The following is a 17,199-nucleotide window of genomic DNA, read 5'->3' on the forward strand; positions in this document are numbered from 1 at the left end:
CCCGATCCGGCCTTTCGGCCCGGACCGGGCGCCTCCGTTTTCGGGCCGGCCCGGGGAGAGAAGCTCAGGAAGCCACCGCCGCCGGGTTGATCTCGGTTTTCGCGAGCTCGGTCAGCAGCGCGTCGGTGTGCTTCTCTTCCTCGAGGCTTTTGTGCAGGATCTCCTGGTCGTCGCGCAGGTTGAGCTGTCCCGCAAGGGCCGCGGCGGTGCCGTAGGCGGCGATCTCGTAATGTTCGAGCCGCTGGGCCGAGGCGATGAGGGCGGCGTCGCACAGGCCGTCTCCCTTCAGCATCGAGGCCATTTTCTCGGTTTCCCCGACGAGGGCCTGCATCGACTGGTCGGTATGCGCCGTCGGGCTGGCGCCGTGCCTCTCCAGGATCGATTCCAGGCGCTCCTGCTGCACCTCGGTCTCCTTGCGGTGGCGGGCGAAGGCGCTCCGCAAGGTGGGATGGGTCGCCATCGCGGCCATGCGCGGAAGCGAGGCGGAAAGCTGGCGTTCGACGCTGGCCAATTCCTGCAACTCGGCGACGTACATGTCCTTCAAACTGTCGATCTGCATGGGGGATGTTCCTTTCCTCAAGGGTGTTGCCATGCCTGCGGTTCACCGGAGTCAACGGCATCCCCGGCCGCAGGTTCCGCGCCGCCGGCCTGGGGCTGGCCGGGCGGGCCGCGGCCCACCACGGCTGGGGCTGGGCGACCGGCGAGGAGTTCGAGCTGAGCGGCGAGATCGCGGCGGTCAGGCTCGGCAATCCGCACGGCGAACTGACGCTCGACGTGAAGGGCGAGCAATGGGTGGTCGAGATCGGCCAGCCGTGGCGCAACGAACGCGCCGGCCTGACCCCGGAAATGCTGGCCGAGGGCACCCCGGTGACCGCCCACGGCCACCGCTCGGCCAACGCCTCCGAGCGGCTGATGAAGGCCGAGCGCCTGGTCATCGCCGGGCGCGAGCACAACCTCTACCCCGACCGCGCGTCGTAGGCCGGGAAACCCGCGATGGACGAAAAGCCCCCCTCCCTGACCCTCCCCCGCAAGGGGGGAGGGAACGACAATGCGGGCCGCCAAGGCACTTCCTCCCTCCCGGCGAGGGACGGGAACGATGATGCCGTCCGCGAAAGCGCTCCCTCCCCCTTGACGGGGGAGGGCCGGGGAGGGGGTGAGCCTCTCTCCGCCGGCATTCGGTAGGGCCGTTCCGCGATGGCGGACCTGCTGGGGGCCATCGAGGCCACCGCCCTGGCGACGGCCCTGCGCGGCTCGACCTGGGCCTATCCCCTGGTCAACGCCGGCCACGTCGTCGGCCTGGCGCTGCTGTTCGGCGCCATCGTGCCGGTCGACCTGCGCCTCATCGGCCTCTGGCGCGACCTGCCGCTCATCCATTTCCTGCGCGTCCTGGTGCCGGTGGCCGCCGCCGGGCTGGCCGTGGCCGCCCTTTTCGGCCTGCTGCTGTTCGCCGCCAACGCCCGGGACTACGCCGCCTCGGGCTTTTTCCTGGCCAAGATGGGGATGCTGGCCCTGGGGATCGCCAACGCGGCGGCCTTTCACGCCCTGCGCCGGCGCCAGGCCGCCGGCGACGCCGGCCGCGCCGTTCCCGGACAGCGGGTCATCGGCGCCGCCTCGCTCGCCGTGTGGCTGGCCGTCATCGTGCTCGGCCGCCTGATCGGCTATTTCTGAAGCGGCGGGGCGCCCGGCGAGGGCGGGGCCGAAAACGATGAATTTCTGGTTACGCCGATTTCTGACAACGCCTTGAAAAACAAGGTGAAAACGCCAGTTCCGCGATAGGGTTGTCATCCTTTGTCGCCATTTGTCATCATTTCCCAGTTTTCGTGTTTTTTATCAAGGAGGTAGGGGGAGGCGGCGAGGGCCTTTTCCCGGCCCCACGGTGTCGTCCGCCAACGGATACCCCACAACCCAATCAATTTAGCTATATTTACCTATAAAATAGCAAAATTGAGGATTAATGTCATAATTCACCGTAAAAGTCAAGAGGGCTTCAGCCATGGTGGCAAGCCGGCTAATTGCTGTCACCGCAATTCGTAATTGCGTACCCGTTCCCTTTGTTCATCTGGGGGGAGTAGAATGACGTCAACGACGAACAACGTTACGATGGGGGAGGACGGACAATGCCCGATATGCGGCAGACCAACCCTTTCAATAGGGCAAGAATCCAAGATCGCCAAATCGACGAGTTGATCGGTCTTGCACATGGGATTGTTGCCGACGGCGTCGTGAGCCAAGCGGAAGCGGAACATCTTCAGAAGTGGCTGGTGGCCCACAGGAATGCCCTGGACAACCCGGTAATCCTGCCCCTCTACGAGAGGGTCAACGCGATGCTGGTCGATCACCGGCTTGATGACGATGAGGCGCGCGATCTTCTGGAGACGTTGGAACAATACGCTGGCGGCGATTTCGAGATCGGCGAAGTGGTGAAATCGTCGACCCTTCCGATAGACCGACCGCAACCCTCCGTAGGCTTTAACGGCACCCGGTTCTGTTTCACGGGGACCTTCGTCTTCGGCACCCGGGGTGAATGCGAGGCGGCTGTCGTCGACCGGGGAGCCGTCGCCGGATCCTTGCGCAGGGATACAACCTTTCTCGTGATTGGAATGTACGCGACGGATAGCTGGATTCACTCCAGCTATGGGCGAAAGATAGAAAAAGCGGTGGAGATGAAAGCGCAAGGCATACCCATCGCCATCGTTGGGGAAAGCCATTGGGCCAATCACCTCGGAGCACGGTGACCGTGCTTTTAATTCGGTAGCCTGACCACCGCCAATTTAGTGCACTGTCACCGTAATTCCCCTTCCGGCCCATCCGGCTTCGGCCCGCCCATATCCACCAACCCTTGGAATACGCGGCACACCTTCCTATCCTCAATTTCTGGTGCAACGAAAATTCGGGCAGAGATTATGGCCGGCGGTTGGACGCGGGATGGGGCAGTGCAGGATCAAATCGACGACAGCGTCGCCGATGCGGTGGCGCGCGCGCGGGCGCGGCCGCCTGCAGGGCCGGGGGAGATATATTGCATCGAGTGCGGAGAAGAGATTCCCGAGGCGCGACGTAAGGCGCTGCCGGGGGTGACGACGTGCGTGGCATGTCAGGAGGCGATCGACCGCCGCCCGGTGCCGGGAGACGGGATCAATCGCCGGGGGAACAAGGACAGTCAGCTCAAATAGCTTCGGGCTCGCCGCGCTGGGAGACCTTGCCGGCCTGGGCGACCCTGTCTTGCTTGGCGGCGCTGACGTGGCTTGGGGTTCTCGTCCAACTAGGCGTAGAGCCTATGTCGTGTTTGGCTCCGCGGGGCCCTACAGCCGCCCTTCCGCTCCCGGCCCCTAAACCGACACTGAAACCCTTCATCGAACCCGGCCCTCCGCCTGCCCACGCAGGGGACCATATCTGAAATTGCCGGGGCAGGGCCGTCCGACTGCTCTCCAGCACCTTTTTCACCGATCGTTCCCCCCAAAGTACAACGCCCATCGTCCCTGGTGTTGCCGCGCGGTCTGAACGTGACGCCGGGCGCGCCGTCCACCCGGGCGTCATCCGTGGGATTCGGCGCGGTGGGCGGATGCCGGCAGGCTTCGCGGGTCGTCGGTTCGCCGGCCGGCAGGGGCAAAGACGCGACGCGAATTCACACGGCGTCGGTTCGCGAAAGACTTGGGCGAACTTACTTGTGCAAACGCCTGCATAATAATGGTTTTCAATCAATAGCAGGTTGTAGATCCGTCATAAATAAAATTGGGGCTTGTCATTGTGATTGTGGGTCGCGGTGACTATATAAAAGTGGCAGGAGCGGTATAAAAATACTTTTTTTGCAAATATAATTCTCGACATAAATTAGGATATCCCATGAATAATCATGGCGTTGACTTTTTGCCGGCAGGTTTTTTGTGATCGCGGGAACCGTCGTTCCCCTGTCCAAGCTCAAGCGTGTCGCCTTCCTCGGCAATTCCCTGCCTCGCCGTTGCGGGATCGCGACCTTCACGACGGACATTCAGCAGGCGGTCGCCGGCGCCCGCCCCTGTCTGGAAACCTCCATCGTGGCGATGACGGATCGCGGGCAGACCTATGCCTACCCGAAGACGGTGCGCATCGAGATCAAGGACGACCGGCCGGAGGACTATCTGGCGGCGGCCGATCATCTCAACCGCTCCCATGTGGATGTCGTCAGCCTTCAGCACGAGTTCGGCATTTTCGGCGGCGAGGCCGGCGGCAACATCCTGGCGCTGCTTTCCCGCCTGACCATGCCGGTCGTCACCACGCTTCATACCGTGCTCGCCGAGCCGACGCCCGCGCAGCGGCACGTGTTCGAACTGATCATCGAGGCGTCGTCGCGCCTTGTCGTGATGGCCGAGAAGGGCCGCGACATGCTGCAACGCCTCTATGGCGTGCCGGCGCACAAGATCGAGGTCATCGCGCACGGCATTCCGGATGCCCCGTTCGCGCGCTCGGACGCCGTCAAGCGCCGCATGGGCTATGGCGGCCGGCCGGTCATCCTCACCTTCGGGCTGCTGTCGCCCAACAAGGGCATCGAGGTGGTGATCGACGCCATGCCGATGATCCTCGAGGGCAGCCCCACGGCCGTCTACATCGTGCTTGGCGCCACCCACCCCCACCTGGTCCGCGACGAGGGCGAGGCCTACCGCGAAAGCCTGGTGGCGCGCGTCGCCGCGCTGGGCATCGAGGATCATGTCGTCTTTCTCGACCGGTTCGTCGACCTGAAAACGCTGCTCCGCCACATTTCGATGTGCGACGTCTATGTCACGCCCTATCTCGACGAGGCGCAGATGACGTCGGGGACGCTGGCCTACAGTTTCGGGCTGGGCCGGGCCATCGTTTCCACCCCCTATTGGCACGCCAGCGAACTGCTGGCCGACGGCGGCGGCATCCTGGTGCCGTTCCGCGACCGCCAGGCCATCGGCCGCGCCGTCTCGGGGCTGCTGACCGACGACGACCGCCGGCAGGCGCTGTCGCTCACGGCCTACGCGCGCAGCCGCTCGATGACCTGGGCCAACACCGCCGAGCGCTATATCGAGGTTTTCGAAAGCGTTCGCCCGGAACGCCCGGTCGCCGTGCTTGCCCCGCGCGTCGTATCGGCCCGCAGCCACGCGGGGGACCTGCCGCCCGAACTTCGGCTCGGCCATCTGGCGGCGATGTGCGACGCCACCGGCCTTTATCAGCACGCGGTCCATTCGATTCCCGACCGCGCCCACGGTTATTGCGTCGACGACAACGCGCGCGGCCTGCTTCTCGCCTCGGTGCTGGAGGATTCCGCCGACCCCGGCCTGCCGGAGCTGATGACGTCCCGGTTCGCCGCGTTCGTGCAGCATGCGTGGAACCCCGACACCCGGCGATTTCGCAATTTCATGAGCTTCGACCGCCGCTGGCTCGAGGACACGGGGTCCGAGGACAGCCACGGACGGACGCTGTGGGCGCTTGGCGAATGCGCCCGGCGCGACGCCACGCCGTCCAGGCGGCGCTGGGCCAGCGCGCTGTTCGAGCAGGCGCTGCCGAGCGTGGAAGGTTTCCACTCGCCACGCGCCTTCGCGGCCACCCTGCTCGGTCTCGACGCCTTTTGCCGGGCCTATCCCGACGACCCGACGGCCGAGCTGATGCGGCTGTTGTTGGCCGACCGCCTGATGGAATCGCTGGCCGCCGCCGGGACGCCGGACTGGGTGTGGTTCGAGGACGGACTGTCGTACGACAACGCGCGGCTGCCGCAGGCCCTGATCGTCACCGGCCTAGCGACCGGGCTTGCCCCCTATGTGCAGGCCGGGCTCAAGTCGCTGCGCTGGCTGATGGCGCTCCAGACGTCGCCGTCCGGCCTGTTCCGGCCGGTCGGATCGCGGAGTTTCGGCGCCTCGCGCACGCCGCCGGAAGCCTTCGACCAGCAGCCGCTGGAGGCCGCCGCGGCGATTTCCGCCTGTCTTGCGGCCTGGCGCGCCGAGGACGATCCGCTGTGGAAACGCGACGCCGAACGCGCCTTCGCGTGGTTCCTCGGCGCCAACGACCTGGCGATTCCCCTGGTCGATGTCGAAACCGGGAGCTGCCGCGACGGATTGCATCCGGACCGGGCCAACGAAAACCGCGGCGGCGAATCGGTCGTCTGCTATCTGCTGGGCCTGAGCGAAATCCGCCGCATGGCCCGAGCCCGCGGGGACCGGCCGACCCGGCTTGTCGCCCATCAGGTCCTGAACTTTCTCGCTCCGGCCCTTCTGCCGAATCCAATCCACTAAGGGGAGTTCGTCATCATCCGGCATCTTCACCGCCTGCCGATCAAGGTCACCCCCGATCCGACGCGGGTGGTCATCCGCCCGTTTCGCCCGTCGACGGAACCGCGCGACCTCAATACGGCGGACAAGGCCAGAACCAACCACATCGTCGATCGGGTGCTGGCGCTGGGCCCCCAGGCGACGGCGAAACAGCTTGCCGACGTCATCGAGAATTTCGCGGGCCGCCATCGCAATTTCCTCGCCATCTGCGAGACCCGGGCCGACGAGATCGAGGGGGCGCTCGCCCCCCATGCCGCGTTTACCCAGGATCAGCGCCGGCTGCTCGGCGCCTACCTGCTGCATGAATATTCCTTCGAGGCCTCGGCCTTGTTCAATCCGAGCATCGTCGCCCACCCGGATCAGAGCGGCGTGGCGGAAGGCGACCTGCGCTTCGTGCTCAGCCTGCGCGCCGTCGGCGAGGGCCACATTTCGTCGCTGACCTTCCGCTCGGGCGTGATCCAGGCCGACGGCAATGTCCTGGTCGACATGAAGGCCCGCCTTGCCGAAATCCCGAAGGTGACGAATCGCGTCCTGGGGCCGAATGGCGAGACGGTGGACCTGCGTTTCGATGGCGACGAGGGCCTCTGCGAGCGCGTGATCTTCCCGGTCACCGATGCCCAGTCCAACGGCCTCGAGGATGCCCGCTTCGTGGCCTTCGACGACGCCGGGACGCGGACCTACTATGCGACCGTCACCGCCTACAGCGGGCGCGCCATCCGTTCCGAGCTGATCGAAACCTTGGACTTCGTGTCCTTCCGCATCACGCCGCTTGGCGGCGATGCGACGCTGAACAAGGGCATGGCGCTTTTTCCGCGCAGGATCGGCGGCAAGTACGCCATGATCGGCCGCCAGGACAACGAAAACCTCTACCTGATCACCTCCGACAGCCTGACCGACTGGAACGGCGGCACGCCGATCCTGAAGCCGCTCTTTCCGTGGGAGTTCATCCAGATCGGCAATTGCGGCTCGCCGATCGAACTCGACGAGGGCTGGCTGCTGCTGACCCACGGCGTCGGCCCGGTGCGCAAGTACGCCATCGGCGCCGTCCTTCTCGACAAGTCCGACCCGACGAAAGTGCTGGCCCGCGCCCGCGAGCCGCTGATCGGCCCGCAACCTTCGGAACGCGAGGGATACGTGCCGAATGTCGTCTATACCTGCGGCGCGCTTCGCCACGGCAACATGGTCGTCCTGCCCTATGCCACCTCCGACACGTTCACCCGTTTTTCGATCATTCCGATCCCGGCGCTGCTCGACATCATGCGGCACTGACCGCTCCCCACCGCCCTTTACAGCGACCGCTCCCCCGCAGTACAACGCGCCCATCGTCCCTTGGTTCGCCGCGCGTTTGGGCGCGGCGCCGGGCGTGCCGCGGACCGATGACGGTCAACCGGCGCGCCAACCCGCATCCCGAAAGCGAAGACCATGACAGAATTCGAAGGCGTCGTTCCCGCGCTCGGCCAGGCGTTGAGCCAGCGCGGCTATGTCGAGCTGACCTCGGTGCAAAAGGCCATCCTGGCCCCGGAGCTTCGGGATGCCGATCTGCTGGTTTCGGCCCAGACCGGGTCGGGCAAGACGGTGGCCTTCGGGCTGGCCATCGAGCCCACCCTGCTGGCCGGCCGCCCGCGCTTCGCCGCCGCCGGGGCGCCGCTGGCGCTGGCCGTCGCGCCGACGCGCGAGCTGGCCTTGCAGGTCAAGCAGGAGCTGGAGTGGCTGTACGCCCCCACCGGGGCGGCGGTGGCGTCCTGCGTCGGGGGCATGGACATGCGGGCCGAGCGGCGCGCCCTGCAAGGGGGCGCCCACATCGTGGTCGGCACGCCGGGGCGGCTGCGCGACCACATCGAGCGCGGCTCGCTCGACCTCTCCGCGCTCCAGGCGGCGATCCTCGACGAGGCCGACGAGATGCTCGACCTCGGCTTTCGCGACGACCTGGAATACATCCTCGACGCCGCGCCGGCGGAGCGCCGCACGCTGATGTTTTCCGCCACCGTGCCGCACGCCATCGCCAGCCTGGCCAAGCGCTATCAGCGCAACGCGGTGCGCGTCAGCACGACCGAGGAGCGCCGGCAGCACGTCGACATCGACTATCGGGTCTTCACCGTCGCCCCCAACGACCGCGAGAACGGCATCATCAACGTGCTGCGCTTCTACGAGGCCAAGAGCGCGCTGGTCTTCTGCGCCACCCGCGCCACGGTCAACCACATGACCAGCCGCTTCACCAACCGCGGCTTCTCGGTGGTGGCGCTGTCGGGCGAGTTGAGCCAGAACGAGCGCACCCACGCGCTCCAGGCCATGCGCGACGGGCGGGCCCGGGTGTGCATCGCCACCGACGTGGCGGCGCGCGGCCTCGACCTGCCGCACCTGGATTTGGTGATCCACGCCGACATCCCGAAGAACCGCGAGAACCTGCTGCACCGCAGCGGCCGCACCGGGCGGGCCGGGCGCAAGGGGGTGTGCGCCCTGATCGTGCCGCACAACGCCCGCAAGCAGACCGAACGATTGCTGGGCAACGCCCGCATCCAGGCCACCTGGGCCCGCTCGCCGACCATCGAGGAGATCGCCGGCCGCGACCGCGAGCGCATGTTCGACGATCCGATCCTCAACGAGCCGTTGACCGAGGACGAGGCCGCCTTCGCGCGCGACCTTCTGGCCCGCCACGGGGCGGAACGGGTCGCCGCCGCCTTCCTGCGCCTGCATCGGGCCGGCCATCCGGCGCCCGAGGAGATGATCGACGCCGCCCCGGCCGAGGAGCCGAAGAAGCGCCGCGACGACTTTCGCAAGGGGGTGTGGTTCTCGCTCTCGGTCGGCCGCAAGGATCAGGCCGAGCCACGCTGGCTGCTGCCGATGCTGTGCCGGGCCGGCCACATCACCAAGAACGAGATCGGGGCGATCCGGGTTCACCAGGGCGAAACCCACGTCGAACTGGTCCCCGATTGCGTCGAGCGGTTCCTGGCCGCCGTCGGCCCCGGCCGCACCCTGGAAAAGACCATCGCGCTGACGCAACTCGACGGCGTGCCGGAGGCGCCCCGCGACGCCCCCGAACGGCCGCACGCCGGCCGGAAAAAACCGTACCGGGCCGCCGAGCCGGCGGCAGACGAGGCTTCCGGCGACGACAGCGCGACGAAGCCCGCCGGCTGGAAGCCCTATCAGGGCAAACCCGTCTCCAAATACGCCCACGCGCGCGAGAAGAATTACGGCCGCGGGCGGGACAAGCCGCACGGCACCGGCCCCTTGAAGCGCAAGAAGCCGGGCAAGACGTTCGACTAGGAAAAGGCCGTCATTCCCCCGCCCGCGCGCTACGGGATTCACACATCTCGGTTGGTAGCGAAAGCCGCATAAATTCGCCCTCTCCGCCGCACGGCGGGGGAGAGGGAGGGGACCCGTCGCGCTAGCGATGGGGAGGGTGAGGTGGAGGTGCAGCCGTTGTGTTCGCGGGGGAAATGCCCGAAATCCCACCTCACCTCCCTTGATCCGGCTCCGCTGGACCGACCCTCTCCGCCCCCAGGGGGCGGAGAGGGAGGTGAGCACGGTGTCCGAAATGTGTGCATCCCGTAGCGCCCGTGCGGGGGTGACGGGGAAGGGAGTCATCCGGTCGAGGGTGCCGCGCCGGGGGGCGCCGCCGGAAGCAGGATGCGCACGGTGGTGCCCTTGCCGGGGGCGCTTTCGAGGGTCGCGGTGCCGCCCGATTGGCGCGCGAAGCCATAGACCATGCTCAGCCCCAGGCCGCTGCCCTGGCCGACTTCCTTGGTCGTGAAGAAGGGCTCGAAGGCGCGGCTCAGGACCTCTCTCGCCATGCCGATTCCGGTATCGGCCATGGCGATTTCCACATAGTCGCCGGCCGGCAGGGTGTCGTCGTCGTCTGGGAGAAGACGGCGCCGTTGCGCCGAAACGGCGATCGCGCCGCCCGCGGGCATGGCCTCGCGGGCGTTGTGGGCGAGGTTGAGAAGGGCGTTCGCCAGGCTTCCCTCGTCGACAAGCACCTCGGCGGCCCCGGCGCAGGGTTCGGCGCGGATGGCGATGCCCCCGCCCAGCGTTCGCGCCAGCAGCGCCGTTTCCTCGCGCAGCCAGGCATTGATGTCGAGCCGCCGGGGCCGCAGGGTCTGCTGGCGCGAGAAGGCCAGCAGCTTCATCGTCAGATCGGCCCCGCGCCGTCCGGCCTGCAGGGCGGCATCGATGAGCCCGGTGGCGTGGGCGTTGCCCTGGACCGCCAGCTTCGCCAGCGCCAGGTTGGTCTCGATGGCTTGCAGAAGGTTGTTGAAGTCGTGCGACACGCCGCCGGACAGCCGCCCCACCGCCTGCAGCCTCAGGGCCTGGCGCAGCCGATCCTCGGCCGTCCGCCGCGCCGAGATGTCCAAGGCCGTGGAGCCCAGGCCGATGAGGTTTCCACCCTCGTCCTCGATGGGAAACCGGACGTGGATTTCAGGCCTGGCATCGCCATCGGGCGTGCCGACGTCGAGTTCGGCGATCTGCGGCTCGCGGCGGGCCAGAACCAGACCGTCCAGCCTGACGATGTCGTCGGCGATCTCCTTGGCGTATATGTCGTGCGGCGATTTGCCCTTCAGGCCGTCAAGCGACACGTCGAGGCGGCGCAGCATCTCGTTGTTCGCCCACTGGACCCGGCCGTGCAGGTCGAGGATCGAAATCGCCATCGGCGCCACGGCGGCCAGCGAGCGGAACCGCGCCTCGCTTTCCCGAAAGCCCTCGAACACCCGCCGCAGTCGGGCCAGCGGGAAGCGCACGCAGGCATAGGCGGCGATGGCCAGGATAAGCGCGACGGCGACCGCCAGCGCGACCTCGAAAAGCAGCGGCCGCAGGCTGGCTTCCACGGTCACCGTTCCGACCCGCTCGGCCCCGGCGACGATGGGAACGCTGACCCGGGCGACGGGCGCTGACGGCTCGTCGCCGACCACGATCGGCGTCCCGCCCTGGAACGGCGCGATGATCCGCCGCCCCGCATCGTCGATGGGGGCCGTCTGGCGCACGAGTTCGGCCACGCGGTTGTCGCTGAACCCCCACGTCGGTCCTTGGATGTAGGCGTAGCGGGCGACCTGCCCGGCGGTGATGTCGGCCTGGAAGCGCCGCAGGTTGAGGGCGTCGACGTAGCCGACGGTGGCGAAGATCGCCGGACCGGCGAGGGCGATGGCGACGGCGACGATGACCGCCGCGCGGTGGACGACCCGGTTCTGGCGGAAAACGTCGCTCGACCACGGGCTCGTATTCGCCCTATCGCGTGGGTTCGCTGCCATGGCGCCTGAGAATCTCCTGGCCGGCCGGGGGTTGGGTGAAGGCGATGAACTGGGCGGCGCCCGCGGTGGCGCTGCCGGGCAGCAGGAAGCAGACGCGGAGCGGCATCGGATAGCGGCCGTCGGCCAGCGTCTCCGGCGCCGGCTCGACCCCGTCGAGGGCCAGCGCCGTCAGGGCCAGTCGCTCGGTGCGGATCTGCAACAGCGTGGCGATGGCGAACGATCCGGCGATGGAGGTTGCCAGCGCGGCGTTCTCCTGGTCCGTGGCCCCGACCGGGATGCCCGGCCGGCGGAAGGCCGCCGCCAGAGCCCCCTCCAGCGCCGGCACCCGTTGGACGAGGTAGTCGTTCTCCGACCCCGCCGGAGAACGCAGGATCACTTTCAGGGGCTGGCCATCCGGCCAGCGCGGGGTGGGATCGGCATAGATCCCGGGAAGCGCCTCCAGCGTCAGCCCGGGCGCCGTTTTCCGCGAGGTGGCGAAGACCAGGGCCGTCGTCATGCAGGCGGCCTCGCGAATGCCCGTCACCTTTTCGGCCACCTTCAGCGGCCGCGCCGCGATGGCGACGTCGATGGCGCCGGCGGCCAGCGCCTTGATCCCGCCCGGCGTCCCGATGCTCGGCAACACGACGGTCGCGACGCCGGGATCGGCGGCATGAAGCGCCTGTCCGATCAGCCTGGAGAGTTCCAATCCGATGCCGGTGCCGCCGACGCGTACGGTTTCCTCGGCGGGAACCGGCGCCGCCAGCAGAAGCGAGCCCGCGAACGCCGCGCTTGCCAACACCTTGCGCCGCTTCAGCTTGACCAGAACCATGCCGCCCTCAATCGCTTGCTTTTATCGGTCCGACGACGCGGATCGCAACGCCGTCGAAGCAAGTATCGTTCCTTCGTGTTTCGACAACGTGTCAATCCGGGAAATCTTGGTAACAAGTTGTAACACCCGGTCCACCTTTCCATGACCTGGACCGGATCTTGCAGCGCCTTCCGCATGCCGGCCCGCAATTCCGGCGCGCACGTACCCCGACGACGTCGTTCGATTTTCGCTTCGGAGCCGCATGAGCCAGCGCACGCGCCTTCTCGCCGATTACGACCCCCAAGGGTTCTATTGCGAGCTTCTGGGGGCGCCGGAGGAGTGCGGACGCTCAAATTCCAGGCAGGCGAGCTCGATCGGCACAATTATTGGGCGTTTGGACCGTCTAAACCTGAAGACGCTGCGGCGGCGGGCGCGCGACGCCGAACGCGAGTTGTTCAACCTCGGCATCACCTTCACCGTCTATTCGGAAAGCCAATCGATCGACCGCATCCTGCCGTTCGACGTGCTGCCGCGCATCCTTTCGGCCGAGGACTGGCGGACCGTCGAGACAGGCGTCAAGCAGCGCATCGCCGCGCTGAACCTCTTCCTTCACGACATCTATCACGGCCAGAAGGCGCTGAAGGACGGCGTCGTGCCCCGCGAATTGGTGCTGGGCAACGAGAACTTCCGCCCTGAGATGGTCGGCGTCGACCTGCCCGGCGGCACCTACGTGCATATCGGCGGCATCGACATCGTGCGCGACGTCGACGGCCGCTTCAAGGTGCTGGAAGACAACGCTCGCACGCCGTCGGGCGTGTCCTACGTGCTGGAGAACCGCCAGCTCATGCTGCGCACCTTCCCGGACCTCGTGGACCGGGTGGCGCTGCGCCGGGTCAACGACTACGGCCTCAGGCTGCATCAGGCCCTGGCCGAGGTGGCGCCGGATGGGGCGGGGGGCGAGGCCTGCGTCGTCCTGCTGTCGCCCGGCATCTTCAACTCGGCCTATTTCGAGCACGTCTTCCTGGCCCGCGAGATGGGCATTCCGCTGGTCGAGGGCCGCGACCTGTTCGTCGAGGAGGATCGCGTCTTCATGAAGACGGTGACCGGCCCGCAGCGGGTCGACGTCATCTACCGTCGGATCAGCGACGCCTTCCTCGACCCCGACGTCTTCAACCCGAAGAGCGTGCTGGGGGTGAGGGGCCTCATGCGGGCCTACGCCAGGGGCAACGTCACGCTGGCCAACGCGGTCGGCACCGGGGTGGCCGACGACAAGGCGGTCTATGCCTACATGCCGCGCCTGATCCGCTATTTCCTGGACGAGGAGCCGATCCTCGACAACGTCGACACCCACATCTGCGCCGAGCCCGAGGGGCTGGCCTACACGCTGGACCACCTGAAGGATCTGGTCGTCAAGCCGGTCGGCGAATCGGGCGGTTATGGCGTGTTGATCGGCCCGCGCGCCAAGGCCGCCGACATCGTCAAGCGGCGCCGGGAACTGAAAGCCGATCCCGCCAACTACATCGCCCAGCCGATGGTGCGCCTGTCCGTATGCCCGACGCTGACCGCCGAGGGCATCGAGGCCCGCCACGTCGACTTGCGCCCCTATGCCGTCACCGGGCGGGACACCTGGGTGCTGCCGGGCGGGCTGACCCGGGTGGCGCTGACCAAGGGCTCGCTGGTCGTCAACTCCTCGCAAGGGGGCGGATCGAAGGATACCTGGGTCCTTGAAAAATAACCTGCTCGCCCGCTTCGCCGAGAACATCTTCTGGCTGGCCCGCTACATGGAGCGGGCCGAGAACCTGGCCCGCATCCTGGAGGTGACGGGGGCGCATTCGCGGGACGACCAGGGCCATCAGGACTGGACGGCGATTCTCGAAATGAACGCCGATATGGAGCGCTTCCGCGAGCACCACCGCCGGGTCACCGTGCGTTCGGCCGCCCGCTTCTACGTGCTCGACCAGGACAACCCGACGTCCATCGTCTTCGCCGTCATGATGGCCCGCGAGAACGCCCGCTCGGTACGCCACCTGATCAGCACCGAGATGTGGACCCAGATCAACATGCTGCACGCCCGCCTCAAGGAACTGGGCGGGCGCGACATCGTGCCGACCCGCCTGGCCGGCCTGTGCGGCGACATCAAGGAAGCCTGCCAGGCCCACACCGGCATCACCGAGGGCACGCTTTACCAGGACGAGGGGTGGAGCTTCTACTGGATGGGCAAGGCCATCGAACGGGCCGACCAGACGTCGCGACTGGTCGACATCGGCCACCGTCGGGCGACGCTTTCCGGGCACGCCTTCGATTCCCTCGCCCTCGAATCGCACTGGACCGTCATGCTGCATTCGGCGGCCGGCTACCAGGCGTTCTGCCGGACCCATCGGGTCCGCATGCATCCCAGCGAGGTGCTCGATTTCCTTTTGCTCGGCCGCCGGTTCCCGCGCTCCATCGCCACCTGTTTGGACGAGGCCCACGCCTTCATGGCCCGCCTTCGCGACCTCCATGGCGTCGACGTCGAACGGGCCGGCCTGCCGCTGCTGGACGGCCTCAAGGCGCGGCTCATCGCCACCCGCCTGGAAGATGTCGTGAACGGCGGCCTGCACGATTTCATCGACGACGTGCAGCGCCAGCTTACCGCCTTCACCAGCGAACTGGCGCGCAGCGTTTTCGGCCACGATTTCTGAGAACGTCTGGTAAACTCCGGCCCCATGGATACGCTGAGCATTCGCCATCGCACCACCTACCGTTACCGCTGCCCGGTCACGTTCGGCGAACACCGCCTGATGTTCCGGCCGCGCGACAGCCACGACCTGCGCCACGTTTCGAGCACGCTCGCCATCTCGCCCACGGCGGCCGTGCGCTGGCGCTATGACGTGTTCGGCAATTCCATCGCCATCGCCACCTTCGGCGAGGCCGCCCAGGAGTTGGTCTTCGAAAGCGACATCGTGGTCGAGCACTACGGCTTCGAGGGGGCCTACCCGCCGATGGAAGACTATGCGCGGAAACTGCCCTTCTCCTACGCCTTCGAGGAGTTGCCCGATCTGCGCCGCTCGATGGAGCGTCACCATCGCGATCCCCAGCACCGGCTGGACGCCTGGGTCCGCCGCTTTCTGGCCGACGGCGCGGGGGCGGAAACCTGGCAGGTGCTGAAGGCCGTCAATACCGCCATCCACGACGAATTCGCCTACGCCGAGCGGGCCGAGGAGGGGGTGCAGACCCCCATCGAAACGCTGGAGCGGGCCAGCGGGACCTGCCGCGATTTCGCGCTTCTGATGATGGAGGCGGCCAGAACGCTGGGCATGGCGGCCCGCTTCGTCACCGGCTATCTGTTCGATCCCGGGCAGGCCGGCAGCCCGCATGGCCTGCGGGGGGCGGGGGCCACCCACGCCTGGGCCATGATCTACCTGCCGGGGGCGGGCTGGGTCGAATTCGATCCCACCAACGGCCTGATCGGCGGCGCCAACCTGATCCGCGTCGGCGTGGCCCGCGATCCGGCGCAGGCCATTCCCGTCCAGGGCACCTATTTCGGCGCCGCCGAGGATTTCATCGATATGGCGGTGGAGGTCGAGGTCGAGCGGATCGGCGAGACGATGCCGGCTGCCGCTCTAAGTCCCCTCTCTGCCCCTCAGGGGCGGAGAGGGTCAGGGTGAGGTGGGGGACTTGCCGAGTTCGCTGACGATGGTTTGGAGGACTCCCTCCAGATTGCCCAGCACCTCGTGGTTCCAGAAGCGGATCACGCGATACCCGTGGATGGCCATCGCCTCGGTACGCACCGCGTCCGCTTTGACGGCCTCGGCATGTTGCCCACCGTCGATTTCGATCGCCAGCTTGCACGCCGGGATGGCGAAATCCGCAACGTAGCGACTGATGGGGATGTTGTCGGCGCACCTTGACCGGCAGGTTCAATTCCCGAAGCGCCCGCCACAAGACGCGTTCGGCATCGCTGGCATCCTGGCGCAACACTCTGGCGCGGCGCGTCTTTGGACGAACGGCCATCCCACCTCACCCGACGCGCTGCGCGCGCCACCCTCTCCGCCCCCAAGGAGCGGAGAGGGTATCCTTATCTCATCATCCGTCCACAGCGGTTGATCTTCACCCCCACGGAACGTCGGGCAGCCGTTCGAAGGCCGAGCGCAGCGCCCGCGACCAGCGGCTGTGGACGACCCGGAAGTAGGGGTTCTTCTCGTCGATGGGAACGCGGTGGGCGACCGCCAGCGCATCCCGCCTGACGATCAGCAGATCGAGCGGCAGGCCGACCGACAGGTTGGAGCGCAGCGTCGAGTCCATGGAGATCAGGGCCAGCTTGGCGGCGTCCTGCACCGTGGTGTCGAAGGACACCAGGCGATCGAGGATCGGCTTGCCGTACTTGGTCTCGCCGATCTGGAAGAACGGCGTCTCCTCGGTCGACTGGATGTAGTTTCCGGCCGCGTAGACGTAGAAAAGCCGCATCCCGCCGCCCTTGACCTGGCCGGCCAGCAGCAGGGAGGCGGTGAACTCGGTGCCGGCCTGACGCAACGCCTCGCCGTCGATGGCGAAGACCCGGCGCAGGGCCTTGCCGGCCAGCTGCGCCGCCTCGCGCATGCTTTTGACCTGCATGATGGTGGTCGGCTTCCCGCCATCCTCGGCGCCGCCGACGCCCTCGTTCAGCAGGTTGACCACCGCCTGGGTGACCGCCAGGTTGCCGGCCGTGGCCAGCGCGATCGTGCGCTCGCCCGCCTTTTCCCAGACCGTCAGCTTGCGAAAGGTGGACACGTGATCGACGCCGGCGTTGGTGCGCGAATCCGTCAGCATCACCAGGCCGTCCCGAACCAGCAGTCCGACGCAATAGGTCATCTTCGAAAGCCCCCCGAATGGCCAGCCACCGCTATTTAGGCGTAACGCCGCCCGGCGGCAATGCCTTCAACGGGGC

Annotated in this window: 15 protein-coding genes and 1 pseudogene; 10 read left to right on the forward strand and 6 right to left on the reverse strand. The window is 67.2% G+C overall.

Features of this window, described 5'->3' with window-relative positions; genetic code table 11:
* Positions 1-64: 64 nt before the first annotated feature.
* Complete coding sequence (locus tag ODR01_RS16680) at positions 65-559, reverse strand: YciE/YciF ferroxidase family protein (protein ID WP_316978820.1); 495 nt, start codon at positions 557-559, stop codon at positions 65-67.
* Between the two features lie 5 nt (positions 560-564).
* Between ODR01_RS16680 and ODR01_RS16685 the strand changes: the two genes are divergently transcribed.
* The 7 genes from ODR01_RS16685 to ODR01_RS16715 all read left to right on the forward strand — a co-directional run bounded on the left by ODR01_RS16685 (position 565) and on the right by ODR01_RS16715 (position 9,527).
* Positions 565-978 (forward strand): DUF6152 family protein, encoded by a 414-nt coding sequence (locus tag ODR01_RS16685; protein ID WP_316978821.1) that lies wholly within the window; start codon positions 565-567, stop codon positions 976-978.
* A gap of 216 nt (positions 979-1,194) precedes the next feature.
* Complete coding sequence (locus ODR01_RS16690) at positions 1,195-1,668, forward strand: DUF2214 domain-containing protein (protein ID WP_316978822.1); 474 nt, start codon at positions 1,195-1,197, stop codon at positions 1,666-1,668.
* Positions 1,669-2,117: 449 nt separating this feature from the next.
* Positions 2,118-2,735, forward strand: coding sequence for a BRCT domain-containing protein (locus ODR01_RS16695; protein ID WP_316978823.1), 618 nt, complete (start codon positions 2,118-2,120; stop codon positions 2,733-2,735).
* A 168-nt stretch (positions 2,736-2,903) separates the two neighbouring features.
* Complete coding sequence (locus ODR01_RS16700) at positions 2,904-3,170, forward strand: DksA/TraR family C4-type zinc finger protein (RefSeq protein ID WP_316978824.1); 267 nt, start codon at positions 2,904-2,906, stop codon at positions 3,168-3,170.
* Between the two features lie 711 nt (positions 3,171-3,881).
* Positions 3,882-6,227: a glycosyltransferase family 4 protein gene (locus tag ODR01_RS16705; protein ID WP_316978825.1), complete on the forward strand. Its 2,346-nt coding sequence runs from the start codon at positions 3,882-3,884 to the stop codon at positions 6,225-6,227.
* Positions 6,228-6,293: 66 nt separating this feature from the next.
* Positions 6,294-7,532, forward strand: a complete 1,239-nt coding sequence (locus tag ODR01_RS16710) for a glycoside hydrolase family 130 protein (RefSeq protein WP_316978826.1) — start codon at positions 6,294-6,296, stop codon at positions 7,530-7,532.
* Positions 7,533-7,685: 153 nt separating this feature from the next.
* On the forward strand, positions 7,686-9,527 hold the full coding sequence (locus tag ODR01_RS16715; RefSeq protein ID WP_316978827.1) for a DEAD/DEAH box helicase: 1,842 nt from the start codon (positions 7,686-7,688) through the stop codon (positions 9,525-9,527).
* Between the two features lie 317 nt (positions 9,528-9,844).
* Here the strand turns inward: ODR01_RS16715 and ODR01_RS16720 are convergent, their stop codons facing one another.
* Both ODR01_RS16720 and ODR01_RS16725 read right to left on the reverse strand, forming a co-directional pair.
* Positions 9,845-11,506, reverse strand: a complete 1,662-nt coding sequence (locus ODR01_RS16720) for a two-component system sensor histidine kinase NtrB (RefSeq protein WP_316978828.1) — start codon at positions 11,504-11,506, stop codon at positions 9,845-9,847.
* Positions 11,484-12,314: a PstS family phosphate ABC transporter substrate-binding protein gene (locus ODR01_RS16725; RefSeq protein ID WP_316978829.1), complete on the reverse strand. Its 831-nt coding sequence runs from the start codon at positions 12,312-12,314 to the stop codon at positions 11,484-11,486. The genes ODR01_RS16720 and ODR01_RS16725 overlap by 23 nt, the downstream gene beginning before the upstream one ends.
* Positions 12,315-12,555: 241 nt before the next feature.
* Between ODR01_RS16725 and ODR01_RS16730 the strand changes: the two genes are divergently transcribed.
* Genes ODR01_RS16730 through ODR01_RS16740 form a run of 3 tightly spaced genes read left to right on the forward strand, consistent with a single transcriptional unit; the run spans position 12,556 to position 15,940 of the window.
* Positions 12,556-14,028, forward strand: coding sequence for a circularly permuted type 2 ATP-grasp protein (locus ODR01_RS16730; protein WP_316978830.1), 1,473 nt, complete (start codon positions 12,556-12,558; stop codon positions 14,026-14,028).
* Positions 14,018-14,974, forward strand: coding sequence for an alpha-E domain-containing protein (locus ODR01_RS16735; protein WP_316978831.1), 957 nt, complete (start codon positions 14,018-14,020; stop codon positions 14,972-14,974). Before ODR01_RS16730 ends, ODR01_RS16735 begins: the two co-directional genes overlap by 11 nt.
* A gap of 24 nt (positions 14,975-14,998) precedes the next feature.
* Positions 14,999-15,940: a transglutaminase family protein gene (locus ODR01_RS16740; protein ID WP_316978832.1), complete on the forward strand. Its 942-nt coding sequence runs from the start codon at positions 14,999-15,001 to the stop codon at positions 15,938-15,940.
* On the opposite strand, the gene ODR01_RS16745 is transcribed toward ODR01_RS16740, so the two are convergent.
* The 3 genes and pseudogenes from ODR01_RS16745 to ODR01_RS16755 all read right to left on the reverse strand — a co-directional run bounded on the left by ODR01_RS16745 (position 15,932) and on the right by ODR01_RS16755 (position 17,123).
* The gene (locus tag ODR01_RS16745; RefSeq protein WP_316978859.1) at positions 15,932-16,165 is read right to left on the reverse strand and encodes an endonuclease domain-containing protein; all 234 of its coding nucleotides are present in this window, start codon (positions 16,163-16,165) and stop codon (positions 15,932-15,934) included. The genes ODR01_RS16740 and ODR01_RS16745 overlap by 9 nt on opposite strands.
* A 43-nt stretch (positions 16,166-16,208) precedes the next feature.
* Positions 16,209-16,286, reverse strand: a pseudogene (locus ODR01_RS16750) (hypothetical protein); the annotation flags it as partial.
* 96 nt (positions 16,287-16,382) lie between these two features.
* The gene (locus ODR01_RS16755) at positions 16,383-17,123 is read right to left on the reverse strand and encodes a peptidase (RefSeq protein ID WP_316978833.1); all 741 of its coding nucleotides are present in this window, start codon (positions 17,121-17,123) and stop codon (positions 16,383-16,385) included.
* Between the last annotated feature and the right edge of the window lie 76 nt (positions 17,124-17,199).

This window comes from Shumkonia mesophila (genome assembly GCF_026163695.1).
Taxonomy (GTDB): Bacteria; Pseudomonadota; Alphaproteobacteria; order Rhodospirillales; family Shumkoniaceae; genus Shumkonia; species Shumkonia mesophila.

Coding starts and splice junctions, on each gene's coding strand:
- ODR01_RS16680 (WP_316978820.1), bottom strand. CDS start 559: ATGCAGATCGACAGTTTGAAGGACATGTACGTCGCCGAGTTGCAGGAA.
- ODR01_RS16685 (WP_316978821.1), top strand. CDS start 565: ATGTTCCTTTCCTCAAGGGTGTTGCCATGCCTGCGGTTCACCGGAGTC.
- ODR01_RS16690 (WP_316978822.1), top strand. CDS start 1,195: ATGGCGGACCTGCTGGGGGCCATCGAGGCCACCGCCCTGGCGACGGCC.
- ODR01_RS16695 (WP_316978823.1), top strand. CDS start 2,118: ATGCCCGATATGCGGCAGACCAACCCTTTCAATAGGGCAAGAATCCAA.
- ODR01_RS16700 (WP_316978824.1), top strand. CDS start 2,904: ATGGCCGGCGGTTGGACGCGGGATGGGGCAGTGCAGGATCAAATCGAC.
- ODR01_RS16715 (WP_316978827.1), top strand. CDS start 7,686: ATGACAGAATTCGAAGGCGTCGTTCCCGCGCTCGGCCAGGCGTTGAGC.
- ODR01_RS16720 (WP_316978828.1), bottom strand. CDS start 11,506: ATGGCAGCGAACCCACGCGATAGGGCGAATACGAGCCCGTGGTCGAGC.
- ODR01_RS16725 (WP_316978829.1), bottom strand. CDS start 12,314: ATGGTTCTGGTCAAGCTGAAGCGGCGCAAGGTGTTGGCAAGCGCGGCG.
- ODR01_RS16730 (WP_316978830.1), top strand. CDS start 12,556: ATGAGCCAGCGCACGCGCCTTCTCGCCGATTACGACCCCCAAGGGTTC.
- ODR01_RS16740 (WP_316978832.1), top strand. CDS start 14,999: ATGGATACGCTGAGCATTCGCCATCGCACCACCTACCGTTACCGCTGC.
- ODR01_RS16755 (WP_316978833.1), bottom strand. CDS start 17,123: ATGACCTATTGCGTCGGACTGCTGGTTCGGGACGGCCTGGTGATGCTG.